Origin of the sequence: Halorubrum lipolyticum DSM 21995 (assembly GCF_000337375.1) — an archaeon.
Lineage (GTDB): Archaea > Halobacteriota > Halobacteria > Halobacteriales > Haloferacaceae > Halorubrum > Halorubrum lipolyticum.
Window position 1 is genome coordinate 17,903 of record NZ_AOJG01000010.1, and the last position, 24,268, is coordinate 42,170.

The following is a 24,268-nucleotide window of genomic DNA, read 5'->3' on the forward strand; positions in this document are numbered from 1 at the left end:
GTGCGCCGGCTTTATAACCCGGCACGGATTACCTCCACCAAGTTCTATGTCAGAGCAGAGCGAATACGGAGCCGGCCAGATACAGGTCCTCGAAGGCCTGCAGGCCGTCCGTAAACGTCCGGCGATGTATATCGGGTCCACGGACGGTCGAGGGCTCCACCATCTCGTCTACGAGGTCGTCGACAACTCCATCGACGAGGCGCTCGCGGGGTACTGCGACGAGATCACGGTCACGATCCACGACGACAACTCCGTCAGCGTCAGCGACGACGGCCGCGGAATCCCGGTCGACACCCACGAGAAGTACGACCGCCCGGCGCTCGAAGTGATCATGACCGTCCTCCACGCCGGGGGGAAGTTCGACTCCAAGTCCTATCAGGTCTCCGGGGGGCTCCACGGCGTCGGGGTCAGCGTCGTCAACGCCCTCTCCGAGCGGCTGGAAGTGGAAGTGAAACGCGACGGCGGCGTCTACCGCCACGAGTTCGCCCGCGGCGAGCCCGCCGAGGACGGCTTCGAGCGCGTCCGAGACATGGACGACGGCGAGGAAACCGGGACGTACATCCGGTTCTGGCCCGACGACGAGGTCTTCGAGACGACCGCCTTCGAGTTCTCGACGCTCGCCAACCGGCTTCGCGAGCTGGCGTTCCTCAACTCCGGCGTCGCCGTCTCGCTCGTCGACGAGCGCGGCGCGGACGCCGACGACGACACGGGCGACGAGGAGACGTTCCGCTACGAGGGGGGTATCCGGGAGTTCGTCGGCTACCTCAACGAGACGCGGACCCCGATTCACGAGGAGGTCATTTACTTCGAGGACGAGGCCGACGACATCCACGTCGAGGTCGCGATGCAGGCGACCGAGGAACTGCAGGGCTCCGTCCACGCGTTCGCGAACAACATCAACACCCGCGAGGGCGGGACCCACCTCACCGGATTTAAAACGGCCCTGACCCGCACCGTCAACGACTACGCCAACGAGCACGGGCTCGTCGACGACCTCGACGCGAACCTCAAGGGCGAGGACGTCCGGGAGGGGCTCACGGCGGTCATCTCGGTGAAACACCCCGACCCGCAGTTCGAGGGGCAGACGAAGACGAAGCTCGGCAACAGCGAGGTCCGCGGCATCGTCGAGTCCGCGACCCACGAGAAGCTCGGGACCTTCTTCGAGGAGAACCCCGACACCGCCCGGAAGGTCGTCCACAAGGCCGCCGAGGCCGCCAGAGCGCGCAAGGCGGCGAAGAAGGCCGAGGAGCTGACCCGACGGAAGTCCGCGCTGGAGTCGACGGCGCTGCCCGGCAAGCTCGCCGACTGCCAGACCCGCGACCCCACCGAGGCGGAGCTGTTCGTGGTGGAAGGCGACTCGGCCGGCGGAAGCGCAAAACAGGGCCGGAATCGGGAGAATCAGGCGATCCTCCCTCTTAAAGGCAAGATCCTCAACGTCGAGAAACACCGGCTCGACCGCATCCTCGAGAACGACGAGATCCGCGCGCTCATCACCGCGATCGGCGCGGGGATCGGCGAGGAGTTCGACATCGACGACGTGCGGTACAACAAGATCATCATCATGACGGACGCCGACGTCGACGGCGCCCACATCCGGACACTTCTCCTCACCCTCCTCTACCGCCACATGAAACCCCTCTTGGAGGCAGGTTACGTCTACGCGGCCCAGCCGCCTCTCTACCGCGTCCGCTACCGCGGCGAGACGTACGACGCGATGACGGAGGCGGAGCGCGACCGGATCGTCGCCGAGGAGTGCGACGGCGACCCGGACCAGGTCCAGCGGTTCAAGGGGCTCGGCGAGATGAACCCCGACCAGCTGTGGGACACGACGATGGATCCCGAGAACCGGCGGCTCAAGCGGATCAACGTCGACGACGCGGCCGCCGCCGACCGCATGTTCAACGTGCTGATGGGCGACGCGGTCGAGCCGCGCAAGCAGTTCATCAAGGAGCACGCCACCGAGGCGGAGTGGGTGGACATATGAGCTCGGACGTGCCCGACGTCGACCCCGGCGACGTCCGCGCCGCGCAGGTGACGAACGCCCGCATCGAAGACGAGATGGAGCAGTCGTACATCGACTACGCGATGTCGGTGATCGCGGGCCGCGCGCTCCCCGACGTCCGTGACGGGCTCAAACCCGTCCACCGGCGGATCCTCTACGCGATGCACGAGGCGGGCGTCACCAGCAACTCCTCGCACCGGAAGTCATCCTCCGTCGTCGGCGAGACGATGGGCGACTACCACCCGCACGGCGACAGCGCCATCTACGACACGCTCGCGCGGATGGCCCAGGACTTCTCGATGCGGTACCCGCTCGTCGACGGACAGGGGAACTTCGGCTCCGTCGACGGCGACCCGCCGGCCGCGATGCGGTACACGGAGGCCCGGATGGCCCCCATCGCCGAGGAGCTACTGGCCGACATCGAGCGCGACACGGTCGACTTCACGTCGAACTACGACGACCGACTCGAGGAGCCCGAGGTGTTGCCCTCGGCGTTCCCGAACCTGCTCGTCAACGGCTCCTCGGGGATCGCGGTCGGGATGTCGACGAACATCCCGCCGCACAACCTCGGCGAGGTGATCGACGCCACCGTCGAGCTGATCGAGGCCCCCGACTGCACCGTCGAGGACCTGATGGAACACGTCAAGGGGCCGGACTTCCCGACCGGCGCGAACATCGTCGGCCGGAACGCGGTCCACAAGGCGTACAAGACCGGCCGGGGGCGCCTCCGCGTCCGCGCCGAGTTCGAGGTCGACGAGGAGGAGGGCCGGATCGTCATCTCGGAGCTCCCCTTCCAGCAGAACAAGTCCCGGCTCGTCGAGCGCATCGCCGACGACGTCAACGAGGGCGCGATCGAGGGGATCCGCGACCTCCGCGACGAGTCCGACCGCGACGGGATCCGGGTCGTCGTCGAGCTCAAGCGCGACGCGATGGCCGAGGTCGTCAAGAACCAGCTGCTCGAGAGCCACCTCGAGCGCACCTTCGGCGTCATCAACCTCGCCTTGGTCGACGGCTCGCCGCAGGTGTTGAACCTGAAGGAGACGCTCGAACACTACGTCGAGCACCGCCGCGACGTGGTCCGACGGCGCTCCGAACACGAGCTCGCGGAGCGCGAGGACCGCGCGCACATCCTCGAGGGGCGTCTGAAGGCGCTCGAACGGGTCGACGACGTGGTCGAGACCATCCAGAACTCCGACGACCGCGACGCCGCGAAGGCGGCGCTCGAGGCCGAGTACGAGTTCAGTGAGGCGCAGGCCGAACACATCGTCCGGATGCAGCTCGGCTCGCTCACCTCGATGGAGACCCAAGAGATCGAGTCCGAGTACGAGGACGTGACCGCCCGGATCGAGCGGCTGGAGACGATCCTCGCCGACCCCGACGAGCTCGATCAGGTGATCATCAAAGAGCTCCGGGAGATCAAAGACGAGTACGACGACGAGCGCCGCACGAGCTTCATCGAGGACGTCGGCGACGTGACCCACGAGGACCTCATCCCCGAGGAGGAGTGCGTCGTCGTGATGAGCGAGGACGACTACATCAAGCGGATGTCGCTCGACACCTTCCGCGCGCAGAATCGGGGTGGAAAGGGCATCATCGGCACCGACCTGAAGGAGGGCGACCGGGTCTCCTCCGTGTTCGCCGCCAACTCACACGACTACCTGCTCGTCTTCACCAACCGCGGGCAGATCTACGAGCTGAAGACGTACGAGATTCCGGAGATGTCCCGGACCGCCCGCGGGAAGTCCGCGGTCAACCTCCTCGACCTCGACGACGGCGAGGAGATCGAGGCGGTCGTCAACACCGAGGACTTAGACGACGACGAGTTCCTCACGATGGTCACCCGCGACGGGTACATCAAGCGGACCGCCGTCGACCAGTTCGGCAACATCCGCACCACGGGCATCCGCGCGATCCGGCTTGAGGACGGGGACGAGCTCGTCGACGTGGAGGTGACCGACGGCGAGACGGACATCGTCATCGGGAGTCGACACGGAATGGCGATCCGGTTCTCCGAGTCGGAGGCCCGCGCGATGGGCCGCACGGCCCGCGGCGTGATCGGCATCGACCTGCGCGAGGGCGACGCGGTCGCCGGCGTCGCCGCCATCGACGACGACTACCACAACTGGGTGCTCACCGTGACCGAGAACGGCTACGGGAAGCGCTCCGATCTGGACGAGTACCGCCTGCAGTCCCGCAACGGAAAGGGACTGATCGACATCAAGACCGGCGATCGCAACGGCGAGGCGGTCGCCATCGAGGCGGTCACCCACGGCGACCACCTGCTCGCGATGAGCGACGACGGCCAGATCATGCGGACCCGGGTCGAGGAGATATCGACGGTGAGCCGCAACACGAAGGGCGTCATCGTGATGAACCTCGATCCGGACGACACGGTCGCCTCCGTCGACATCGTTCCCGAGTCGGCGTACGCCGACGAGGGCGACGAGGAGGCGGGCGACGGCAAAGCCGCCGCGACCGAGAGCGACGAACCGGCTCACGGCGACGCAGAGTAACCGCTTCGACGCTTCCTCACTCGTCCGCCCGCTCCACGCCGGTCACCTCGAACCGGGCGCCCCCCTCGCCGCCCTCCGCGATCCGGACCGACCAGCCGTGGGCCGCCGCCACCTGCTCGACGATCCGGAGGCCGAAGCCGGTTCCCTCTCGGGAGGTTGAGTAGCCGGCGTCGAACACCTCGTCGCGGTCCTCCGCCGCGATCCCCGGTCCGTCGTCTTCGACGAAGAACCCGACTTCGCGGCTCGTCTCGTCGCTCGCTCCGTCTCGTCCCCCGTCACCTCCGGTTCCGCTCCCTCCGTCGAGCGCGCCGACGGTGATCGCCACGTCGTCGCCGCCGTGCTCGACCGCGTTCCGCACCAGGTTCTCGACGAGCTGTCTGAGCCGGCTCTCGTCGGCCCGGAGCCACAGGTCCTCCTCGACCGTCAGCGTCGCGTCCGCGGTCTCGACCGTCTGCCAGCAGGACTCGACGACGGCGGAGAGCCGGACCGGCCGCGTCTCGCTCACCCGCTCGCCCTCGCGAGCGAGCGTCAGCAGGTCGGCGATCAGCGTGTCCATCCGCTCGTGGGCGCCCGCGACCGCGTCGAGGTGCTCGCTGTCGCACTCGTCGCTGGCCAGTTCGACGCGCCCCTGCGCCACGTTCAGCGGGTTCCGGAGGTCGTGCGAGACGACGCTGGCGAACTCCTCCAACCGGTCGTTCTGCCGCTCGAGCTCCGCGCTCCGCTCGTGGAGGCGGCTGGTCCGCGCCGCCGCGTTGAGCGCCGTCTCGGCCGCGGTGGCGAGGATTCTCGCGAGGTGCTCGTCGGTCCCGTCGAACACGCCGGGCTCGGTCTCGCCGACGGAGATGGTCCCGTGCTCGCCGACGGGGAGGATCATCAGGCTCCGCAGCCCGGTTCCGGTGTCGGCCGCGCTCTCCGTCTCGATGTCGTCGTACACGCGAGGCTCGCCCCCCTCGAACGCCGCCCAGTTGAGGCTCCCGCCGTCGGGCGTGAACACTTCCCGCCGGGGGAGCACCCTTTCGACCGCGTCCGACACCGCGACGGGAACGAGCCCGCCGGCGTCCTCGTCGTACAGCCGAACGGTGACCACGGAGAAGCCGAGCACCTCCTCGGCGGCGTCGACGACCCGCTCGGCGATCTCCGTCGGGGAGTCCGCCCGAATCAGGCTCCGGGTCGCGTCGTGGAGCCGCTCTAAGCTGGTCTCGCGGGCGACGCGGTCCAGCGCGGCCTCGAGGTGGTTCGCGAGGATCTCCGCGATGAGCACGTCGGTCTCGGTGAACGCGTGCGGCTTCGACGAGGAGATGACGAACAGCCCGTGGTCGCCGATCGGGTGGAGGACGATGCTCTCGGCGGGACTCTCCTCGTCGAGCCGGTCGAGCGCCGACAGCTCGCCGACGGCGAGCGGCTCGTCGCCGCGGTACGCCTCCCACGCGAGGGCCGCGCGCGTCCCGGGCGCGGCGCCCCGATCGTAGGAGGGCTGTTCGTCGAAGAACGACGGCACCGACGCGGCGAGCGCGACGGGTTCGAGCGCGTCGCCGGCCTCGTTCAGCAGGTGGATCCCGCTCAGCCCGCCGCCGATGATCTCGTCCGCGGCCTCGACGGCCAGCCGCGTCGTCTCCGCGACCGTCCGCGCGTAGTTGAGGTCCCGCGTCCACTCGCGGAGCCGCGCCAGCTTCTCCTCGCGCCGCTTCCGCTCGGAGATGTCGCGCGTGTTGATCACGAACCCGCTGACGCCGTGGTCGTCGAGCCGGTTGCTCCCCACCGACTCCACCCACAGGTACTCCCCGTCCGCGTCCGCGAGCCGGTACTCCACAGCCGGGTTCGGCTCGTCGCCTCCGACCGACCCCACGAACACCTCGACGACCCGCTCGCGGTCATCCGGGTGGACGTACCCGAAGGCGTACTCGCCGACCAGGTCCGCCGGATCGTGGCCGAGGATCCGCTCGACCGAGGGGCTCGCGTACTGGAACGTCCCGTTCTCGTCGAGCGCGGTGACGATGTCGCTGGAGCGCTCGACGAACGCGCGGTGTCGCTCGCGCTCCGTCACGTCCCGGATGATGCCGACGAACCGCCGCTCGCCGTCCTCCTCGAACTCCCCGAAGGATATCGACAGGGGAATATCGCGGCCGTCGCGGTGTCTCCCGGGAAACTCGGCCGCCGACCAGTCGATCGAGCGCTCTCCGGTCGCGCAGTACCGCCCGATCGCCTCGCGGTGCGTCTCGCGCATCCGTTCCGGCATCAGCGTCTCCAGGGGCTCGCCGTCGAGCTCCGCGGGCGCGTAGCCGAACAGCCGCTCGACCGCCGGGTTCGCGAACCGGATCCGGCTGTCGGCGTCGATGGTGACGATAGCGTCCATCGAGTGGTCGGTGATCGCCTGCAGGTGGGCCTGCGTCCGGTCGGCCTCGCGCTCGATCCGACGCTTCTCCGCGGCGTCGGCGACCCGGTTCGCCAGTATCTCGTACTGCTCCGTGCCGCCGCCCTTCTGGAGGTAGTCCGTCACGCCCGCCGAGATCGCCTCGCTGGCGACCGACTCCGACCCCTTCCCGGTGTACAAAATAAAGGGTAGGTCCGGGTCGCGCTCGCGGACCGCCTCCAGGAACTCGATCCCGTTCGGTCCGGGCATGTCGTGGTCGGAGACGACACAGTCGATCGCCGTCTCGGACCCGTCGAGCCGTTCGAGCCCCTCGGTGGCGTTCGAGGCCGTGTCGACAGCGATCCGCGGGTCCTCGCGCTCGAGGAACGACGCCGTGACCTCCGCGAGGTCCGGGTCATCGTCGACGTGGAGCACGCGGATGCGGTCGCCCATGGACTCGAAATACTCGTGACGCCGGCATAACCGTTTGGACCGGCTGAGAGCAGCGTCCGACGGCTACTCCCCGCCAGCCGGCCGGAAGACGACGAGCGGCTCCCCGTCGGTCGCGCGCTCCTCGACGCCGACCGCGACCCCGTCGCCGACGTCGACGCCGTCGACGTCGGGGGACACGCCCCGCAGGACGCCCGTGAGCCGGACCGGCCCGAAGTCGGCGACGGCGTTCACGTACGGGGCGTCGTCGGCGAACCGCGGCCCGGCGACGTGGACGACGCTGTACGTCTCGACGGTCCCCGTCTCGGCGAGGGGCTCCTCGGTGAGCGTCGCGGAGCCGCACTCCGGACACACCCGCCGCGGGGGGAGCGACCCGTGCCCGTCGGGACACGCGAGCGCGTACCCCTCGCCGTCCGCGAGGGCGTCGAGCCACTCGTCGTACCCCGCGTTGCTCGCGGGCGCGCTCATTTCGCCACCTCCAGCACGTGGACGACCGCGCTGGCCACCGTCCCGCCGGCGTTGTGCGCGACGCCCACCTCGGCGTCGCCGACGTGGCCGCTGTTGGGGTGATCGCCGCGCAGCAGCCGGGTCAGCTCCGCGATCTGCGAGCCGCCGGTCGCGCCGACCGGGTGGCCCTTCGCCTTCAGCCCGCCCGAGAGGTTCACGGGGAGGTCCCCGTCGGCGGTCGTGACCCCGTCGCGGGCGGCCCCGATCCCCTCGCCGGGGTCGAAGAAGCCGAGCGACTCCAGGGCGAGCACCTCCGCGATGGTGAAGCAGTCGTGGACCTCCGCCACGTCGACGTCGTCGGGACCGATCCCGGCGTCCGCGTAGGCGGCGTCGGCCGCGTCGTCGGCGGCGGGGGTGCGCGCGAGGTGCTCGCGGTCCGCGAGCGCCATCCGGTCGGTCCCCTGTCCGGTCCCCGTCACCGCGACCGGGGCGTCCACGTCGTGGTCGGCCGCGTACTCCTCGGAGACGATCACGAGGGCGCTCGCGCCGTCGGTGATCGGGCAGGCGTCGTAGAGGTGGAGGGGCTCGGCGACGGGCGGGGCGTCGAGCGCCTCCTCGACGGACACCTCCCGGCGGTACTGCGCGTACTCGTTGGGAAGCGCGTTCTCGTGGTTCTTCGCGGCGACGTGGGCCAGATCGCGGCGACTCCCGCCGTAGGCGTCGAAGTAGGCGCTCGCCATCAGCGCGTACGCGCCGGGGAACGTCACTCCGGCCCGCACTTCGAACAAGTCGTCGGCGGCGATGGCGAGCCCCTCCGTCACCTCGTCGGTCGGGAGGTTGGTCATCCGCTCCATCCCGCCGGCCACCACCACGTCGGCGTCGCCCGCGCGGACGGTTCGGACCGCCTCGCGGACCGCGACGCCGGCGGAGGCGCACGCCTCCTCGTAGCGGGTCGCCGGGCAGTTCAGGCCGGCCGCCTCGGCCATCAGCGGCGCCTGGTGGCCTTGGTGCTCGGCGAGCGCACCCATGAAGTTGCCGTAGTTCAGCTCCTCGACGTCCTCGCGGGGGACGCCGGCGTCCTCGAACGCGCGCAGCGCGGCCGTCGCGAAGAGGTCCCGGCCCGTCCGGTCCGGGTGGCTCCCGAAGCGCGTGAGCCCGACCCCGGCGACGCGTGCGTCGGTCATACACGAACGATTGTCGGGATCCGGTTTATTGCTGCCGGAAGCCGGGAAGGCCTCCGCCACCGAGGCGGAGTCGTGACTACCCGATGTACCGCAGGTCGTCGTCCGGCACCGCCGGTCCGTCCTGCATCTCGCGGATCTTGCCGACGACCTCTTCCATCTCCTCGGCGCGGTCCTCGAGGCTCTCGTAGTCGATCGAGAAGTCGAGCAGCGCCGCGAGCACTTCGAGCACCGCGCGCGCGCTCTTCGGGTCGACGAGGTAGCCGCTCGTCTCGCCCATCAGGCAGGCGGCGTCGAAGCCGCGGCGGCCGCCGAGCCCGAGCACGAGCCCGGAGACGCCGACGATGCCGCCGGCGGGCTCGTCCGGTCGGAACTCGACGCCGGCGTCCTCCAGCGCCTCGACGAGGTCGCCGTCGGAGACCGCGCCGAGCACGGTGTACTCCTCGACGAGCTCGCCGGTCGGCACACCGCCGAGCGCGTACGCCCGGGTCGCGCCGAACTCCGCGGCGATGTCGAGGAACGTCGTGGTGAGCGTGTAGTGGCCCTTGTTCGAGCCGGCCTGGTGGTCGCCGGTCAACACGAGCAGGTCGGCGCCGTCGGTCTCGACCGCGTGGAACTCCGCGCAGGTCAGCTCCGCGACGCCGTCGCCGTCGACGCTCACCTGCGGCGGGAACTCCGTGGTGTACACGCGACGGACCAACTCGCCGTCGAACTCCTCTAACAGGTGCTCGGCCGCGAGCTTCCCCACGTGGCCGACGCCCGGCAGCCCCTCGATGAGCACCGGGTCGTCGAGCTCCGGCGTCGCGACCTCGTCGATCTCGATGTCGTCCATACCGGAGTCGTCGGGGCGGCGGTCACAAGAGGGTGGCTATTCCGGCGGCGCTGGCGGGGCTCGGCGTCGAGAGAGTTGCGGCAGCGGTGCGATCTGGGCCCGGCGTCGGCGGCGAGAGCGGGAACCGCGCTACTCCGACCGTCGCCGCCGCGCCCGGCGCCGGTACTCCCCGTAGGGGTCCTCGGGGCTGAACGGCGCCGGCGCGCTGTTCTCGGTCGGGCCGTCGCACTCCGGGCAGCGATCACCGAGCGCGTACACCGGTCGGTCGTGGGCGGTCTCCCAGTTCGCGCAGACGCGGATATCGGATTTCACAGATACAAAAAGCGGCGCGGGTCGGATCGACTACTCGTCGTCCTCGCGGCGCTCGCGGTGGAACCCGCCGACGCCGCCGGCGGCCTCGATGGCCTCGCGGGCGCGGGCCGCGGCGGCCTCCAGCTGGTCCTCGGCCGTCTTGTAGTCGGGCGCGCGGACCTTGATCCGGTACTCGGGCGAGCCGACGTAGCCGACCTCGAGGTCGACGCCGTCCGGGACCTCGCCGTTGCCCTCCGCCGCGGTGAGGGCCTCGCGCACGTCGTCGACGCCGTCGGGGGCCGCTGATTCGAGGTCGACGTAGCCGGTCACGTCGACGTAGGGCACGGAGACGTTGTCGCGGGCGGCCTCGACGACGGCGTCGAGCGCGTCGTCGTCGAGGTCGACGTCTTCGAGCGCCTCCTCGCCGCTGATCGCGGCCGCCTCGAAGGCGTCGTACAGGGAGTCGTACTCGACGAGCAGCGCGTTGGCGACCGTGGTGTAGCGGTCGTCGTCCACGTCCTCGCCGAGCGCGATGAGCATCCAGTTGTCGGCCTTCTGTGAGTTCTTCCAGTCCTGAATCTTGTCCTTTCGCTGGTGTTCGTTGACGTCTTTGATCGAGAGGTCGATCTGGTTCGACGACTCGTCGACGTCGAGCACCTTCGCGACGACCGTCTGTCCCTCGCGGACGTGGTCGCGGACGTTCTTGATCCAGCCGGAGGCGACCTCGCTGATGTGACAGAGGCCGCGCTTCTCCTCGTACTCGTCGAGGTCGACGAAGACGCCGAAGTCGGCGATCTCGTCGACGTCGCCGACCACCAGCTCGCCGGGTTCGGGCCAGCCGCTGTACTTCATGACGGAGCGGTGAGGCGGTTACCGCGCCTCAACGGTTTCGACGATCTCGCCGTGGAGCTCGGCCTCCCCGCCGGTCGGGGTCGCGAGCGTCGTGCCGCAGACCGCACACGACACCACGGAGGAGGCTTTGCCGAAGACGACCTGTTCGTTCTCGCAGTCGCCGCAGGCGACGCGGTGGAAGCTTCCCGCCATGCTTACTCCTGGAACGTGAGCCGGCCGGCGCGCCAGCCTTCACGCATGTGGGCCTTGCCGCAGTCGCCGCAGCGGTACTTCAGGTGGGTCTTCTTGGTCGGCTTGTCGCCACCGGGCACCTTCGAGTACCCGCCGGCGTTGCCGATCGTCGCGAGCGCGCGGCGTCGCTGGCGCGCGTCGCGTTTCATTCCGGTCGCCCGACCCGATCGAACCTTCTCCACTTCGTGCTCCTGGTGGGAGTCACAGTTGGGACAGTACGTGTTGAAACGACGTGGCATTTCCATGGATATCGACCTTGAGTCGCGGTTCGTCGCCGACGCTTAAAACGGGTTTGGTATGGCCCGCGTGCGGCGGTGCGATCTCCGTGAGCCCCCGCTCACCGCCCTTCACGACTCCTCCCACTCGGCGACGGCTCTGACCGGCGACCCGTCTCCCCCCCGAAGCCGGAGCGGGAAGGCGTACAGCCGGAACCGCTCGGGGAGCCCGTCGAGCCCGCACAGGTTCTCGACGATCGCCAGCGAATCCGTTAAAAGTGCGTCGTGGGCGGGAGTGCCGTCGGGCTCGTCCTCGCGGGCGTATCCGGCTTCCTCCGGCGACGCGGGCGGCGTCGGGTCCGGCCCGAACGCGTCGAGTCCGACCCCGACGCCCAGCCCGCGGCACCGCTCCGCGGCCGCCGCGGTCAGGTACGGGTGGTCGCGGTATCGGTCGGTCCCCCAGCGCGACGCCCACCCGGTCCGGAGGACGAGGAGGTCGGCGTCGAAGTCCGCGGCGTCAGCGTCGGCGTCGTCGAGGGCGTTCGGCTCGGGGAGCGCCTCGGCACCGATCGCTTCCCGCGGCGCCAGCGGCCGGCAGTCGACGAGGCGGGCGTCGAACGCGAACGCGCCGACGCCGCGCTCGTCGATCGTCTCGCCCTCGGAGAGCGTGTGGCGCGGCGCGTCCACGTGGGTCCCGGCGTGGGTCCCGGTCCGCAGCTCGCTCGTCGCGTAGCCGTCGGCCTCGTGGGTCGCGTCGAGCGCGAGCGTCACGTCGGGGTCGCCCGGATACGTCGGCATCCCCGTCTCGATCGGCCGCGAGAGGTCGCGGAACACGGAGCGAGGTGGCTCCGAACGCATTTAAACCGTCCGTCGCGTCTCGGGCGGCCTTCCGCGGCCCGAACGTATTTCCTCCGCCCGCCGCTCGGTGGGCCCATGTCGGAACTGCCGCTCGACGCCTACTACGACCTCACGCAGATCGGCGAGGTCGCCGTCTCGCCCGCCGGTGACCGCGTCGCCTTCACCGCGACCGAGTACGACCAGGCCGAAGACGAGCCCGTCGCCTCGCTGTTCGTCGTCCCGACCGACGGCTCCCGGGAGCCGCACCGCCTGACGAGCGCGTCGGGCGCCTCCTCGCCGGCGTGGGGGCCCGAGGGCGACCGCCTCGCGTTCGTCGCCGCCCGCGAGCGCGACGCCGAGCGACGGGTCGGCTGGCGGGATCGGGACGAGGAGGACGGCGAATCGGACGACGAGGGCGGCGCGGAGGACGAATCGGACGACGAGTCAGCCGATGAGGACGACGACGACCCCCTCGGAAACGGCGACGAGGAGCCGAAGCCGCAGGTGTGGCTGTTCGACCTCGCCCTCGGCGGCGACGCCCGACAGGTCACGGACCGCGACGAGGGCGTCGCCGGCTTCGACTGGTCGCCCGACGGCGACCGACTGGTGATCGAGTCGCGCGACCCGACCGACGAGGAGTCGGAGTACCTCGATCAGGTGCGCGAGGAGGGAGGCCCGATCGAGACGACCCGGCTCCAGCACAAGGTGAACGGCGCGGGGTGGACCGACGACGTGACCGCGTACCTCTTCGTGGTCGACCTCGCGGACCTCGACGACCCCGAGAGCGACCCCCGACGGCTCGACGACGCGTACGGCGGCGGCGCGTTCCAAGATGTCTCCGGTATGGACCCGACGTGGGGGCCGGACGGCCGGATCGCGTTCACGTCCTGTCGGCTCGACCGCCCCGACGACACGAGCGTTCGAGACCTCTACGCCGTCTCGCCCGACTGCGGCGACGCCGAGCGGCTCACGGGCGGCGACCTCACCCACGGCGCGCCGGCGTGGCGCCCGGGAAGCGACGAGGTCGCGACGGTCGCGAGCGACCCTAACGACCCGCCCGCGCCGGCGGAGGTGTATCTCGTCGACGGCGGAGCGGGCGGTGAGGGCGACGGCGTCGCCTCCCTCACCGGCGAGCTCGATCGGACGATCGCCCGCGGCGGCGAGCCCGAGTGGGTCGACGGCGCGATCTACACGCGGATCGCCGACGAGAGCAGCACCCGGCTGGTCCGCGTGGAGCGCGACGGAACCGCGGAGCGCGTCTTCGAGGCGCAGGGCCGCGGCCGCGCCATGGCCGCGTTCGACGTCGCCGCCGACGGCTCGACGGCGGTCATCGTCCTCTCGGATCCCGAGGACGGGACCGACCTGTACGCGGTCGCCGTCGACGACCTCGACGCGGCGGGCGGCGCCGCCGACGGGGACGCCGATACGGCGATAGAACCCGACTCCCTCCGGCGGCTCACCCGCGTCAACGAGTCGCTCACCGACGAGTTCGCGATGCCGGAGGCGCGGCGCGTCGAGTGGGAGTCGGGCAGCTGGACGATCGACGGCGTGCTCTATCACGACCCCGAGGTCGACCCCGCCGACGGCGACCACCCGCTGGTGGTGGCGATCCACGGCGGGCCGATGTCGTACGACGAGCCGGTCTTCAGCTTCGCCCACGCCGCGCTGACGAGCCGCGGGTACCTCGTGCTCCGGCCGAACTACCGGGGCGGGACCTCCCGCGGCCGCGAGTTCACCGCCGAGCTGACCGGGGCGTGGGGGACCGCCGAGGTCGACGACATCGCCGCGGGCGTCGAGGCGCTGGCCGATCGCGGCTGGGTCGACCCCGACCGCGTGTTCGGCCACGGCTTCTCGTACGGGGGGATCGCGCAGGGGTTCCTCGTCACGCGTGAGCCCGACCTCTTCGCGGCGGCGGCGCCCGAGCACGGCATCTACGACCTCCGGTCGGCGTTCGGCACGGACGACACCCACGTCTGGCTGGAGGCGGAGTTCGGGCTCCCGTGGGAGGAGCCGGAGGCGTACGACGCGTCGACGGCGGTGCTCGACGCGGGGGACATCGAGACGCCCCTGCTGGTGATGGCCGGCGGGGAGGACTGGCGGTGCCCCTCCTCGCAGTCGGAGCAGCTGTACGTCGCCGCCCGGAAGCAGGGGATCGACGCCGAGCTGGTCGTCTACCCGGACGAGCACCACAACATCGGGGACCCCGACCGCGCGATCCACCGGCTGACGAAGATCCTCGACTGGTACGAGGCGCACGACCCGGCGGTCGACGGGGACGACTGAGTCGTCTCACCGTCGCTGGCGAAAGGTTCCCGCCCTCAGTGTTCGACGAACTCCACGAGGACTCCGCCCGTCGAGCGCGGGTGCAGGAAGGCGACCTCGTGGCCCCACGCCCCGGGTCGCGGCTCCTCGTCGACGAGGTCGACCCCGAGGTCGCGGGCGCGGTCGAGCGCCCCGGAGACGTCGTCGGTCGCGAGCGCGACGTGGTGGATCCCCGGCCCCTCGCGGTCGAGGTAGTCCGCTATCGCGCCGCCCGCGGTCGGTTCGAGCAGCTCGAAGTAGCCGCCGTCCTCGAGTTCGAGGAAGACGACTTCCATCCCGTCGAACGTCTCCTCGTGGGCGACGGGCGCGTCGAGCAGGCCGTCGAACAGGTCGGCGAGGTCGGCGGCGTCGCGCGTCGCGACGCCGACGTGGTCGAATCGCATACGTCTCGGATCCGCCGCCGCCGACTTATAAGAACCGAGCGAGAGTCGGGCCTCACCCGTGTCCCGCCGGGACCCAAAGGTTTGGATAGCACCCGGGAGAAATGCGTTCAGGCCAGTGAGCGACTCACGACCCGACGCGACGACGGAGCAGATGTCGTCACGGAACATCCTCGGATCGCTGCTCGAGAGCGGGCTCCACGAGATGCAGCGGGAGCGGTCCGGGCTGCTGCTCTCGGGGCTGTCGGCGGGGCTCGACATCGGGTTCGGTCCGCTGATGATGGCGGTGGTGTTGACGCTCTCGCCGGGGGGCTTCGGCGACCTCGGAACCGAGCTGCTGCTGGCGAGTGTCTACTCTATCGGCTTCATGTTCGTCATCCTCGGCCGTTCGGAGCTGTTCACGGAGCACACGACGCTGGCCGTGATCCCGGTGCTCGATCGGCAGGCGTCGCTCCGACAGCTGGGTCGGCTCTGGGGGCTCGTGTACGTCGGGAACGTCGTCGGCGGGCTGTTCTTCACCCTGCTCGTGACGCTCCTGATGCCGGAGCTCGGCGTCGTCGACCCGGCGTCGTTCGAGAGGATCGCCCTGAAGCTCGTCGATCACGACCTCCCGTGGCTGTTCGTCGGCGGCGTCTTCGCGGGGTGGCTGATGGGGCTGCTGGCGTGGCTCGTGACGGCGGCGCAGGACACGACCGCGCGCATCCTCCTCGTGTTGATCGTCACCGGCACGATCGGCCTGCTCCACCTCCCGCACTCGATCGCGGGCAACGTGGAGGTGCTGTTCGGGCTGATCGTCTCGTCCGCCATCACGCCGACCGACTACATCGGGTTCCTCGTGCTGGCGACGCTCGGCAACGCCTTCGGCGGCGCGGTGTTCGTCGCGCTGCTGAAGTACGGCCACGTGGTCCGCGGCGCGAACTGAGGCCGAAAGGGGGATCGGTCGACTAACCGATCGACCTCACCGCCCCGGCTTGTACTCCCCGAACTCGTCGCGGAGCACGTCCGAGATCTCCTGGACCGTCGCGTACGCCTTCACGGCGTCGACGATGTGGGGCATCACGTTCTCTGATCCTTGCGCGGCCTCGCGGAGCGACGCGAGCGCGTCGTCGACCGCGTCGCCGTCGCGCTCGGCTTTCACCCCGTCGAGGCGCTCGCGCTGGTTCTGCTCCTGTTCCGGGTCGACCTCTTCGAGGTCCATCTCCGGCTCCTCGTCGACCTCGAACTCGTTGACGCCGACGATCACCCGATCGCCCTCCTCGATCTCGCGCTGGCGCTCGAAGGCCACGTCCTGGATCTGCCGCTGGACCCACTGGCTCTTGACGGCCTCTAACATCCCGCCGCGGCGGTCGACCTCCTCCAGTATCTCGAAGGCGTCCTCCTCGATCCCGTCGGTGAGGTTCTCGACGTAGTACGAGCCCGCGAGCGGGTCGATCGTGTCGGCCGCGCCCGACTCGTGCGCGAGGATCTGCTGGGTGCGGAGCGCGGTCCGGACCGACTTCTCGGTGGGGAGCGCGAGCGCCTCGTCTTTCCCGTTGGTGTGGAGGCTCTGGGTGCCTCCCAGCACCGCCGCGAGCGCCTGATACGCCACCCGGACGACGTTGTTCTCGATCTGCTGGGCGGTCAGGGTGGAGCCGCCGGTCTGCGTGTGGAACTTGAGCTGTTTCGACTTGGGGTTCTCGGCGCCGAACCGCTCCTCCATGATCTGCGCCCACATCCGGCGGGCGGCGCGGAACTTCGCGGCCTCCTCGAAGACGTTGTTGTGGGCGTTGAAGAAAAACGATAGTTGGGGGGCGAACTCGTCGACGTCGAGCCCGGCGTCGATCGCGGCCTCGACGTACTCGATCCCGTCGCCGAGGGTGAACGCGACCTCTTGGGCCGCGGTCGACCCCGCCTCGCGGATGTGGTACCCCGAGATGGAGATGGTGTTGAAGCTGGGGGTCTCGGCGGCGCAGAAGTCGAAGATGTCCGTGATGAGTCGCATCGAGGACTCGGGCGGGTAGATGTAGAGGTTCCGCGCGATGTACTCCTTCATGATGTCGTTCTGGATGGTGCCCCGGAGCTCCTCGCGTGGGACGCCCTGTTTGTCCCCCATGGCGACGTACATCGCCAGGAGGACCGCCGCGGGGGCGTTGATCGTCATCGACGTGGACACCTCGTCGAGGGGGATCCCGTCGAAGACGGTCTCGAAGTCGTCTAAGGTGTCGATGGCGACGCCCGACCGTCCCACCTCGCCCTCGGCCATCGCGGCGTCGGAGTCGTACCCCATCTGCGTCGGGAGGTCGAACGCCATCGAGAGCCCGGAGGAGCCCTGATCGATGAGGTAGTTGAACCGCTCGTTCGTCTCCGCGGCGGTGCCCATCCCCGCGTACTGGCGCATCGTCCAGAGCCGCCCGCGGTGCATCGTCGAGTAGACGCCGCGCGTGTACGGCTCCTCGCCCGGGTTCCCCAGGTCCTCGCGGTAGTCGTGGTCCGGGACGTCGGCGGGCGTGTACAGCGGGTCGACCTCCTGTCCGCCCGTGTCGGTGGTGAACGTCTCCTTCCGCTCCCCGAACCGGTCGACCGTCTCGCCGTAGGTCCCCTCCTCCCACGACTCCTTGGCGTCCCGGATCGCGTCCAGTTCCTCAGGATCGTACATTAGTAAACGGGTCGCGCGAGCGGGACTTAACACTTTTCGGCGGCCGCGCTCGCGCCGCCGACCTCGATTCCCCCGACCGCTCCGAACCCCCGCGGACGGTCGGTTTCAAGTGACGTGCGGCCGAACGCCGAGCATGGACGCTGCCGCCGACCCCACCGAGCGCTTCCTCGCCGCGACGGCGCCCGAGCACACCGCGACGCAGGCGGAGATGGCGGCCCTCGCGGACGATTGGGGGTTCCCCATCATCGGGCCGGAGGCGGGGGCGGTCCTCCGGCTGCTCGCTCGTCTGACCGACGCCGAGCGCGTCTTCGAGTTCGGTTCCGGCTTCGGCTACTCCGCGACGTGGTTCCTGCGCGGCGGCGTCGACGCCGTGATCTGCACGGAGTTCGACGAGGACGAGGCCGAGCGCGGCGTCCGGTTCGCCGCCGACGGCGGCTACGCCGACAGCGTCACCTTCGAGGTCGGCGACGCGCTGGAGACGATCGAGCGCTACGACGGCCCCTTCGACGTGGTCCTCATCGACCACCAGAAACACAGATACGCCGAGGCGTACCGCACTGTCCTCCCGAAGGTCCGGACGGGCGGCGTGATCGTCGCCGACAACGTCATCCGCGGCTCGGCCGACTTCGGTGACCTCGTCGCGCACTTCGAGGACGGCGCGCCGCTGCCCGATCCCGAGGTCGACGAGAAGACCCGCGGGATCGGGGAGTACGTCGGCACCGTGCGCTCCGACGACGCCGTCGAGACGGCGATCCTCCCGGTCGGTTCCGGGATCGCGGTGTCGACGAAGGTGGCGTGACCCCGCGCAGCCCTTTCTTCCGCCGTTTTCGACGAGAAAACACCGAAGATCAGCGTTCGGTTCCGTCCGTCAGCAGGGGGACCAGTAGTGATGCCAACGCTTCCGTGTCACGAGCCGTCACGGACGGATCGGACGGGTCCTCGTCACCGACGTAGACCGTTTCGAACCCCGCTTCGCGTGCCGGGACGACGTCCTCCTCGTAGGTGTCGCCGACGTAGACCGTCGTCTCCGCGGGCAGTCGCTCCCTCGCCGCATCGAAGATCGCTTGGCTCGGCTTCCGCGCGCCGATCTCGTTGGAGATGAGGACCGCGTCCACGAGGTCGTCGAGGCCGTGTTCCGCGAGCTTGCGGCGTTGCATTCGGCCGTCGCCATTCGTGAGGACGCCGACATTGTGTCGGTCCGCGATGGACGCCACAAGTTCGCATACCGCGGGGGCGAGGCGTGTCGCCGCGGCTTCCAGCTCAACGTACTCCGTCGCGAGCGCTGCCGGGTTCACATCGAGGTCGTATCGCTCGCGAACGGCGTCGAAGGCCTGCTCGTAGGGATCCGACTCCACGCGTTCGATCCCTTGGAGCACCTGTTCAGAGTACGTCTCGGCCATCTCCTCGGTCGGATCGATCGGGAGGGTTCGCGCAAAGAGTTCCTCGAAGGGCACCGCATAATTGAGGAGGGTCCCGTCGAGGTCGAAGTACACTGTCGTCGTCACGGGGTGTGGCTCTCCCCGCGACGAAAAGTAGGTTCCGAACGAGAGGCACCCGTATCGGCCGAAGCTATTCGGGCGTCGACGCCGAACCCCCACTCGATGAAGGTGGGCCTCATCTCGGACGTACACGCGAACCTCCCCGCGCTCGAAACCGTCCTCGACGACATGCCGGCCGTCGACCGGATCGTCTGCGCCGGCGACGTGATCGGGTACAACCCGTGGCCGGCCGAGTGCGTCGAGCGCGTCCGCGAGGTCGCCGCGATGACCGTCCGCGGCAACCACGACCGCACGGTCGGGACGCCCGAGAAGTACCGGGCCAATCGCATGGCCGAGGCCGGGCTCGAACACGCGAAGGAGTCGCTCTCGGACGACCAGCGCGCGTGGCTCGACGGGCTCCCGCGCGCCGAGACGTTCGCGGGGGGGCGATTCCTCCTCGTCCACTCGCACCCCGCGGCCGAGCGCGAGGATGCGTACGTCTACCCCGAGGAGTTCCCGAATCTGGACCGCCACATGGGCGATCACGACGGGATCGTGCTCGGGCACACGCACGTCCAGGGGAAGCGGTCGGTCGCGGGCGGGGTCGTCGTTAATCCGGGGAGCGTCGGGCAGCCGCGCGACGGCGACCCCGACGCGGGGTACGCCGTGCTCGACACGCAGACCGACGAGGTCGATCTCCGCCGCGTCGCATACGACATCGATCGGGTGAGCGAGGCGGTCGCCGACGCCGGACTCCCCGAGCGAACGGCCGCGCGTCTTTATAAAGGCGAGTGACGGAACGCGGCGCTGGACCCGCGGACGAACAGGCGCGTCACGGCCAGACGCCAGCCACGAAGAGGACGTTCCGCACCGCGGTCGCGAGCGAGAGGACGCCGACGCCGGCGCACATCAGCGTCGCGACGAGCCGACGGGTCCCGCCGGCGACCGCGACGGGGATCCCGATGAGGACCATTCCGGCGGCCTTGGTGAACAGCATCCCGGGGACGAGTCCGAACGCGGCGATGAAGGCGGCGCCGACCGGCGACCCCTCGACGAACTGCCCGCTCGCGACCGCGACGTAGGTCGAGGCGATGTCGGCGGCGGCGCCGACGAGGAGGAGCGCGACGGCGGCGGCGAGTCGCGAGGGCACTGCCACACCGGAGGCGATGAACCGTAATAAGCTTCCGGGGACTCGCGGAATTGACCGACGTGAACCGGGTAGGCGGGGATTAACGGGCTGGCCGCGGTGCGCGCACAGCACGACTTCATTTAAACCGCCGCGACGCATATATCCGGTAATGAGTTCGTCCGACGACGAGTACGAGATCGCAGTGGTCGGCGGCGGGCCGGCCGGCCTGACGACCGCGCTGTACGGGGCCCGACTGGGTCACGAAACGGTCCTGATCGACCGCGGCGGCGGCCGCGCGGCGATGATGGCCGACACGCACAACGTGATCGGCGTCACCGAGGACACCTCCGGCAACGAGTTCCTCGCGACCGGCCGCGAGCAGGTGGAGTCGTACGGCGGGACCTTCGAGCGCGGCTTCGTCACCGACGTCAACCGCACCGACGACGACCGGTTCCGGCTGACGACGAACGACGCCGAGATCCTCGCGGACCGCGTCGTCCTCGCGACCGGCTTCTCCGACGAGCGCCCGGACCCGCCCCTGCCCCGAACCGGAAAGGGGCTCCACTACTGCCTCCACTGCGACGCGTACATGTTCGTCGACGAGCCCGTGTACGTGATGGGTCACGGCGAGGCCGCCGCCCACGTCGCGATGATCATGCTGAACGTGACCGACGACGTGGACGTCCTGACCCGCGGCGAGGCGCCGACGTGGAGCGACGAGACCGCCGCCCAACTGGAGGCGCACCCGGTCGACGTCGTCGACGAGGACGTAACCGGCGTCGAGAACGACCCCGAATCCGGCTGGCTCGACGCGCTGGAGTTCGCGGACGGCACCCGCCGCGAGTACCGCGGCGGCTTCGCGATGTACGGCTCCGACTACAACACCGCCTTGGCCGAGGGGCTCGGCTGCGAGCTGACCGAGGGCGGCGAGATCGACGTCGACGACCACGGCCGCACCAGCGAGGACGGCGTCTTCGCGGTCGGCGACATCACCCCCGGCCACAACCAGGTGCCCGTCGCGATGGGTCAGGGCGCGAAGGCCGGCCTCGCGATCCACAAGGAGATCCGCGAGTTCCCGCGCTCGACGGAGTCGATCGAGGCTGAGGGCCCGGTCGACCCCGACGAGGTGCCCGCCATCCCGCCGGAGCTCATGGCGACCGCGGTCGCCCACGAGGGTCACGCCGGCGGACCGCGCGAGGAGGGCGTCGAGGCCGACGTGGAAACGCCCGCGGCCGACGACGACTGAAGAGGGCTGGCTGCGGACGAGTGCCGGAGGGTCGGAGATGTCTCGACTGCAGGGCCCGATCGACGCGTCAGTCCTGTCGGTCGAGGACGCCGCGAATGAATGCACCCTTTTCAGCGGTGTACCGGTCCCGATTCTCGGGATATCGCGCCGCGAGCCGTCGCTTCAACGAGGCGTACCGCTCGGCGAGCTCCGAATCGTCTCGGAGCGCGTCTCTGAAAGCAATCTTCTCGTCGTGAAACGTGCTCCCGACTTCGGCGATCGAGAGGTAGCACGTGCGGTTCTCCGGCGGTCCCTTCGCGAGGAACACCCGTCCGTCCACCTCGTCAGGGCGGCGTTCATAGCCACACGCTTCAAGTGGTGAGACGAGCTCGCTCGCGGTCGTCGACTCGTCGACCAAGGCGAGCACGTCGAGTATCGGCTTGGCAGGCATACCCTCGACCGCGGTGCTACCGATGTGTTCGAAGCGATCGACTCGGTCGCCGACAACATCGATCAGCCGGGCGACTTCCGCGTCGTACGCGTCGCTCCACGACTCCTGATAAGGCTCTAACTCGACAGTGCCGCGAGCTGGCCCGACCATGAAAGTGCCTCTGCCTCGGAATACAAACAATTTTCAGTATTTTCCGAGCGAAGCGAGGAAAATCGCCGGCCGGGACTCCCGCGAGCGAGCGAAGCGAGTGAGTGGGAGTACGGGCGGCGCACGACCGAAGGGAGTTTGCTGAGCGAAGCGAAGCAAACGTCGACTGACGAAGTCAGTCGGAAGTGCGCCGGCCGGGATTTGAACCGGAGGAAGACGGTCCGGGCGTGCGGCGCTTCGCGCCGTTCCGGGCTGCGACTTCCAGGGTTCAAACCCCTTGGCGCATCTTCCCGCACGACTCACTCGTCGCTGTCGCTCCTCGTTCGTAGTGTGCGGGAAGATGCGCCGGCCGGGATTTGAACCCGGGCCATGAGCTTGGAAGGCTCAGGTCCTACCACTAGACCACCGGCGCGCGTTGGGGCGTCCGTTGTTGAACGCGTCTACACGTAGGCCGAACAGTTCTGATAAACGTTCCGTGTTCTCGTCGCCGAGACGCGTCGTCGGACAGCTGAACGCGGTCGATGAAGAACGGTCGACGAAGGGCGGTCGACCGGTGTGAGACGCGAGACCGGAACTGTCGGAAAAAGCGGTCAGACGATGGTGAACTGGTTGGTGACCGTGGTCGCGATATCGGTGGCCTCGCCGCCCTTGATGTGGACCTCGTACTCGTAGTCGCCCGGGTCGGTCTCCTCGTCGGTCACGATCTTCGAGCCCCACGTCGAGCGGTCCCACGCCTCGTGTGCGCCCTCCCAGTTGAGTTCGAGGGGGCCGTAGTCCGCGTCGGGGAACTCGACGACGACGGAGTCGATCGCGTCGGCGCCCAGCGGGTCGCCGGTCTCGGGGTCGAAGATGCCGACGTGGAGGCCCACCTCCATCCCGGCCGAGAACCGCCCGAGACTGGCGCAGTCGTCGCCCGAATCGCCTCCGGACTCGTTCGTCGACTCGTTCGTGGACCCGTTGGTCGTGTTGCCGGTCGTCGTCGTCTCGTTGGTGACGGTCGGTCCGTCCTCGTCTTCGACCCCGGGATCAGTGATGTACGTACAGCCCGCGAGGCTGACCGAGGCCCACGTGGCCGCGCTCGCCGCGACCAGACGGCGGCGCGTCACCGGCGAGTCGGTCGCGTCCGACGACTCGGTGGAGGTGCTGTCGGTTCGTTCCGAAGGCTGGTCTCGATTCATATTAGCTGGTATCCTCCGGACAGCATATAAATCTAAACACGGGTTATTAGCTTCCTACGAACCGGGGACGCCTTTATATGTGTCGGATATGTCGGTCGAACCATGGGATCCGATGGACGACAGGCCAGTAGAACCGATTCACAACAAACAAGCGCCAGCGATTCGGGAACGGCGAGCACGACGCGTCGACGGCTGTTAGCCACCGGCGCGGCGACGTGGGCGACCGTCGGACTGGCCGGCTGTATGGGCGACGACGGTGACGACGGAGGCGACGGGTCCGACGGCGGATCCTCCGAAGCACGGAACTACGTTGTCACCGCTGAGACCGGCGCCGGCTCCGAGGGCGTCCCCGAGAGCGCGGGATTCATTTCGTCGTGTTCCGCGAGTCGGTACTTCGTACCGGGGATGCAGGCGGTCTTCTACGTGGGCATCTTCGACCCCGAGACCGGTGACCAGCTCACCGACGAGGACCTCGAAAGCGTCGTCGTCAACGTCGATGGGCTCCAGAACGTCGAACTCGGTTGGGCCGGCGACGACGAGGAGAACCCGGCCGACGAGTGGGGCGGCTCGTTCGTCATTCCGGAGGACACAGAGGTCGGCTCGTATTCGTACACGGTCGAGGTATCCAACGGCGACAACAACTACCAGACCGTCGGTATCCTCGAAGACTCCTTCGAGGTCATCGAGCAGTCGAATCCGACCAACTACGTCGTCACGACCGAGACGTGGTGGGACAATCAGGCACCCGAGGAGTCGGTCGGCTTCGTCGAGTCCTGCGGTCCGGAGCGGCAGTTCACCCAGGACATGGATGTCACGTTCGTCATCGGCGTCTACGACGGCTCGAGCGGCGAGATCGTCGGCAGCGACACCCTCGACTCCGTGACGATCGAATCGACCGACGGCGCGTTCGATCCGATCGAGCTGTCGTGGGACGAAGGCGGCGAGGACTCCGAACCGCAGTGGTCCGGCACGCTCGACACCGCCGATCTGGCACCGGAGACCTACGGCTACGAGGTCGTCGTCACCAACGGCGACGCGAACTACTACAACGTCGGCATCGCCTCGAACCAGTTCACGATCATCGAGCTGTAAGGCCGGCGCGGTTCCGGGACCGATTTTTAC

General features: G+C 69.2%; 23 protein-coding genes and 1 tRNA gene. 8 read left to right on the forward strand and 16 right to left on the reverse strand.

Annotated elements, in window-relative coordinates:
• Positions 1 to 46: 46 nt before the first annotated feature.
• Both gyrB and gyrA read left to right on the forward strand, forming a co-directional pair.
• Complete coding sequence (gene gyrB / locus C469_RS04005; RefSeq protein WP_008004073.1) at positions 47 to 1,984, forward strand: DNA topoisomerase (ATP-hydrolyzing) subunit B; 1,938 nt, start codon at positions 47 to 49, stop codon at positions 1,982 to 1,984.
• On the forward strand, positions 1,981 to 4,515 hold the full coding sequence (gyrA, locus tag C469_RS04010; protein ID WP_008004075.1) for a DNA gyrase subunit A: 2,535 nt from the start codon (positions 1,981 to 1,983) through the stop codon (positions 4,513 to 4,515). Before gyrB ends, gyrA begins: the two co-directional genes overlap by 4 nt.
• A gap of 16 nt (positions 4,516 to 4,531) precedes the next feature.
• On the opposite strand, the gene C469_RS04015 is transcribed toward gyrA, so the two are convergent.
• From C469_RS04015 to C469_RS04055, 9 genes are all read right to left on the reverse strand, one after another.
• Positions 4,532 to 7,318, reverse strand: coding sequence for a hybrid sensor histidine kinase/response regulator (locus tag C469_RS04015; RefSeq protein WP_008004077.1), 2,787 nt, complete (start codon positions 7,316 to 7,318; stop codon positions 4,532 to 4,534).
• Positions 7,319 to 7,381: 63 nt separating this feature from the next.
• Positions 7,382 to 7,783, reverse strand: coding sequence for a Zn-ribbon domain-containing OB-fold protein (locus C469_RS04020; RefSeq protein WP_008004079.1), 402 nt, complete (start codon positions 7,781 to 7,783; stop codon positions 7,382 to 7,384).
• A complete protein-coding gene (locus C469_RS04025) occupies positions 7,780 to 8,946 on the reverse strand; it encodes a thiolase domain-containing protein (protein WP_008004080.1) in 1,167 nt (388 codons plus the stop codon). Before C469_RS04025 ends, C469_RS04020 begins: the two co-directional genes overlap by 4 nt.
• A gap of 76 nt (positions 8,947 to 9,022) precedes the next feature.
• Entirely contained in the window at positions 9,023 to 9,775 is a 753-nt protein-coding gene (locus tag C469_RS04030) for a proteasome assembly chaperone family protein (RefSeq protein ID WP_008004081.1), read from the reverse strand.
• 129 nt (positions 9,776 to 9,904) lie between these two features.
• Positions 9,905 to 10,087 carry an RNA-protein complex protein Nop10 gene (locus C469_RS04035; RefSeq protein ID WP_008004082.1) on the reverse strand — a complete coding sequence of 61 codons (183 nt, stop codon included), beginning with the start codon at positions 10,085 to 10,087 and terminating at the stop codon, positions 9,905 to 9,907.
• Positions 10,088 to 10,117: 30 nt separating this feature from the next.
• On the reverse strand, positions 10,118 to 10,918 hold the full coding sequence (locus C469_RS04040; RefSeq protein WP_008004083.1) for a translation initiation factor IF-2 subunit alpha: 801 nt from the start codon (positions 10,916 to 10,918) through the stop codon (positions 10,118 to 10,120).
• Positions 10,919 to 10,936: 18 nt separating this feature from the next.
• On the reverse strand, positions 10,937 to 11,110 hold the full coding sequence (locus C469_RS04045; RefSeq protein WP_008004084.1) for a 30S ribosomal protein S27e: 174 nt from the start codon (positions 11,108 to 11,110) through the stop codon (positions 10,937 to 10,939).
• 2 nt (positions 11,111 to 11,112) lie between these two features.
• Positions 11,113 to 11,394: a 50S ribosomal protein L44e gene (locus C469_RS04050; protein WP_008004085.1), complete on the reverse strand. Its 282-nt coding sequence runs from the start codon at positions 11,392 to 11,394 to the stop codon at positions 11,113 to 11,115.
• Between the two features lie 102 nt (positions 11,395 to 11,496).
• Entirely contained in the window at positions 11,497 to 12,198 is a 702-nt protein-coding gene (locus C469_RS04055) for a cyclase family protein (RefSeq protein ID WP_008004086.1), read from the reverse strand.
• Between the two features lie 99 nt (positions 12,199 to 12,297).
• On the opposite strand from C469_RS04055, the gene C469_RS04060 reads away from it, so the two are divergent.
• Positions 12,298 to 14,484, forward strand: a complete 2,187-nt coding sequence (locus C469_RS04060; RefSeq protein WP_008004089.1) for a S9 family peptidase — start codon at positions 12,298 to 12,300, stop codon at positions 14,482 to 14,484.
• Positions 14,485 to 14,519: 35 nt separating this feature from the next.
• On the opposite strand, the gene mce is transcribed toward C469_RS04060, so the two are convergent.
• Entirely contained in the window at positions 14,520 to 14,906 is a 387-nt protein-coding gene (gene mce, locus C469_RS04065; protein ID WP_008004091.1) for a methylmalonyl-CoA epimerase, read from the reverse strand.
• Positions 14,907 to 15,021: 115 nt separating this feature from the next.
• Here mce and C469_RS04070 point away from each other — a divergent pair, with 115 nt between their 5' ends.
• Positions 15,022 to 15,825, forward strand: coding sequence for a formate/nitrite transporter family protein (locus tag C469_RS04070; protein ID WP_049911020.1), 804 nt, complete (start codon positions 15,022 to 15,024; stop codon positions 15,823 to 15,825).
• Between the two features lie 36 nt (positions 15,826 to 15,861).
• On the opposite strand, the gene C469_RS04075 is transcribed toward C469_RS04070, so the two are convergent.
• Complete coding sequence (locus tag C469_RS04075; RefSeq protein ID WP_008004095.1) at positions 15,862 to 17,538, reverse strand: acyl-CoA mutase large subunit family protein; 1,677 nt, start codon at positions 17,536 to 17,538, stop codon at positions 15,862 to 15,864.
• Between the two features lie 133 nt (positions 17,539 to 17,671).
• Between C469_RS04075 and C469_RS04080 the strand changes: the two genes are divergently transcribed.
• Positions 17,672 to 18,337, forward strand: a complete 666-nt coding sequence (locus C469_RS04080) for an O-methyltransferase (protein WP_008004097.1) — start codon at positions 17,672 to 17,674, stop codon at positions 18,335 to 18,337.
• Between the two features lie 49 nt (positions 18,338 to 18,386).
• Here C469_RS04080 and C469_RS04085 read toward each other — a convergent pair whose 3' ends face one another.
• Positions 18,387 to 19,031 (reverse strand): HAD family hydrolase, encoded by a 645-nt coding sequence (locus C469_RS04085; protein ID WP_008004099.1) that lies wholly within the window; start codon positions 19,029 to 19,031, stop codon positions 18,387 to 18,389.
• 108 nt (positions 19,032 to 19,139) lie between these two features.
• Here C469_RS04085 and C469_RS04090 point away from each other — a divergent pair, with 108 nt between their 5' ends.
• The gene (locus C469_RS04090) at positions 19,140 to 19,811 is read left to right on the forward strand and encodes a metallophosphoesterase family protein (RefSeq protein WP_008004101.1); all 672 of its coding nucleotides are present in this window, start codon (positions 19,140 to 19,142) and stop codon (positions 19,809 to 19,811) included.
• Positions 19,812 to 19,848: 37 nt separating this feature from the next.
• Here the strand turns inward: C469_RS04090 and C469_RS04095 are convergent, their stop codons facing one another.
• A complete protein-coding gene (locus C469_RS04095; RefSeq protein ID WP_008004102.1) occupies positions 19,849 to 20,166 on the reverse strand; it encodes a hypothetical protein in 318 nt (105 codons plus the stop codon).
• Positions 20,167 to 20,314: 148 nt separating this feature from the next.
• On the opposite strand from C469_RS04095, the gene C469_RS04100 reads away from it, so the two are divergent.
• Entirely contained in the window at positions 20,315 to 21,391 is a 1,077-nt protein-coding gene (locus tag C469_RS04100) for an NAD(P)/FAD-dependent oxidoreductase (RefSeq protein WP_008004103.1), read from the forward strand.
• A gap of 67 nt (positions 21,392 to 21,458) precedes the next feature.
• On the opposite strand, the gene C469_RS04105 is transcribed toward C469_RS04100, so the two are convergent.
• From C469_RS04105 to C469_RS04115, 3 genes are all read right to left on the reverse strand, one after another.
• Positions 21,459 to 21,971, reverse strand: a complete 513-nt coding sequence (locus C469_RS04105; protein ID WP_008004104.1) for a GrpB family protein — start codon at positions 21,969 to 21,971, stop codon at positions 21,459 to 21,461.
• 338 nt (positions 21,972 to 22,309) lie between these two features.
• Positions 22,310 to 22,380: transfer RNA gene (locus tag C469_RS04110), tRNA-Gly, on the reverse strand.
• A gap of 178 nt (positions 22,381 to 22,558) precedes the next feature.
• Positions 22,559 to 23,146, reverse strand: coding sequence for a hypothetical protein (locus C469_RS04115; RefSeq protein WP_008004105.1), 588 nt, complete (start codon positions 23,144 to 23,146; stop codon positions 22,559 to 22,561).
• Between the two features lie 102 nt (positions 23,147 to 23,248).
• Between C469_RS04115 and C469_RS04120 the strand changes: the two genes are divergently transcribed.
• Positions 23,249 to 24,238, forward strand: a complete 990-nt coding sequence (locus tag C469_RS04120; RefSeq protein WP_241429980.1) for a hypothetical protein — start codon at positions 23,249 to 23,251, stop codon at positions 24,236 to 24,238.
• Positions 24,239 to 24,268 lie beyond the last annotated feature (30 nt).

What these genes read in the sequence shown, in the direction of transcription:
- C469_RS04020 (WP_008004079.1), bottom strand. Translation starts at nt 7,783, where the DNA reads ATGAGCGCGCCCGCGAGCAACGCGGGGTACGACGAGTGGCTCGACGCC.
- C469_RS04045 (WP_008004084.1), bottom strand. Translation starts at nt 11,110, where the DNA reads ATGGCGGGAAGCTTCCACCGCGTCGCCTGCGGCGACTGCGAGAACGAA.
- mce (WP_008004091.1), bottom strand. Translation starts at nt 14,906, where the DNA reads ATGCGATTCGACCACGTCGGCGTCGCGACGCGCGACGCCGCCGACCTC.
- C469_RS04090 (WP_008004101.1), top strand. Translation starts at nt 19,140, where the DNA reads ATGAAGGTGGGCCTCATCTCGGACGTACACGCGAACCTCCCCGCGCTC.
- C469_RS04075 (WP_008004095.1), bottom strand. Translation starts at nt 17,538, where the DNA reads ATGTACGATCCTGAGGAACTGGACGCGATCCGGGACGCCAAGGAGTCG.
- C469_RS04080 (WP_008004097.1), top strand. Translation starts at nt 17,672, where the DNA reads ATGGACGCTGCCGCCGACCCCACCGAGCGCTTCCTCGCCGCGACGGCG.
- C469_RS04040 (WP_008004083.1), bottom strand. Translation starts at nt 10,918, where the DNA reads ATGAAGTACAGCGGCTGGCCCGAACCCGGCGAGCTGGTGGTCGGCGAC.
- C469_RS04025 (WP_008004080.1), bottom strand. Translation starts at nt 8,946, where the DNA reads ATGACCGACGCACGCGTCGCCGGGGTCGGGCTCACGCGCTTCGGGAGC.
- gyrA (WP_008004075.1), top strand. Translation starts at nt 1,981, where the DNA reads ATGAGCTCGGACGTGCCCGACGTCGACCCCGGCGACGTCCGCGCCGCG.
- C469_RS04100 (WP_008004103.1), top strand. Translation starts at nt 20,315, where the DNA reads ATGAGTTCGTCCGACGACGAGTACGAGATCGCAGTGGTCGGCGGCGGG.
- C469_RS04115 (WP_008004105.1), bottom strand. Translation starts at nt 23,146, where the DNA reads ATGAATCGAGACCAGCCTTCGGAACGAACCGACAGCACCTCCACCGAG.
- C469_RS04120 (WP_241429980.1), top strand. Translation starts at nt 23,249, where the DNA reads ATGGGATCCGATGGACGACAGGCCAGTAGAACCGATTCACAACAAACA.
- C469_RS04105 (WP_008004104.1), bottom strand. Translation starts at nt 21,971, where the DNA reads ATGGTCGGGCCAGCTCGCGGCACTGTCGAGTTAGAGCCTTATCAGGAG.
- gyrB (WP_008004073.1), top strand. Translation starts at nt 47, where the DNA reads ATGTCAGAGCAGAGCGAATACGGAGCCGGCCAGATACAGGTCCTCGAA.
- C469_RS04050 (WP_008004085.1), bottom strand. Translation starts at nt 11,394, where the DNA reads ATGGAAATGCCACGTCGTTTCAACACGTACTGTCCCAACTGTGACTCC.
- C469_RS04030 (WP_008004081.1), bottom strand. Translation starts at nt 9,775, where the DNA reads ATGGACGACATCGAGATCGACGAGGTCGCGACGCCGGAGCTCGACGAC.
- C469_RS04060 (WP_008004089.1), top strand. Translation starts at nt 12,298, where the DNA reads ATGTCGGAACTGCCGCTCGACGCCTACTACGACCTCACGCAGATCGGC.
- C469_RS04015 (WP_008004077.1), bottom strand. Translation starts at nt 7,318, where the DNA reads ATGGGCGACCGCATCCGCGTGCTCCACGTCGACGATGACCCGGACCTC.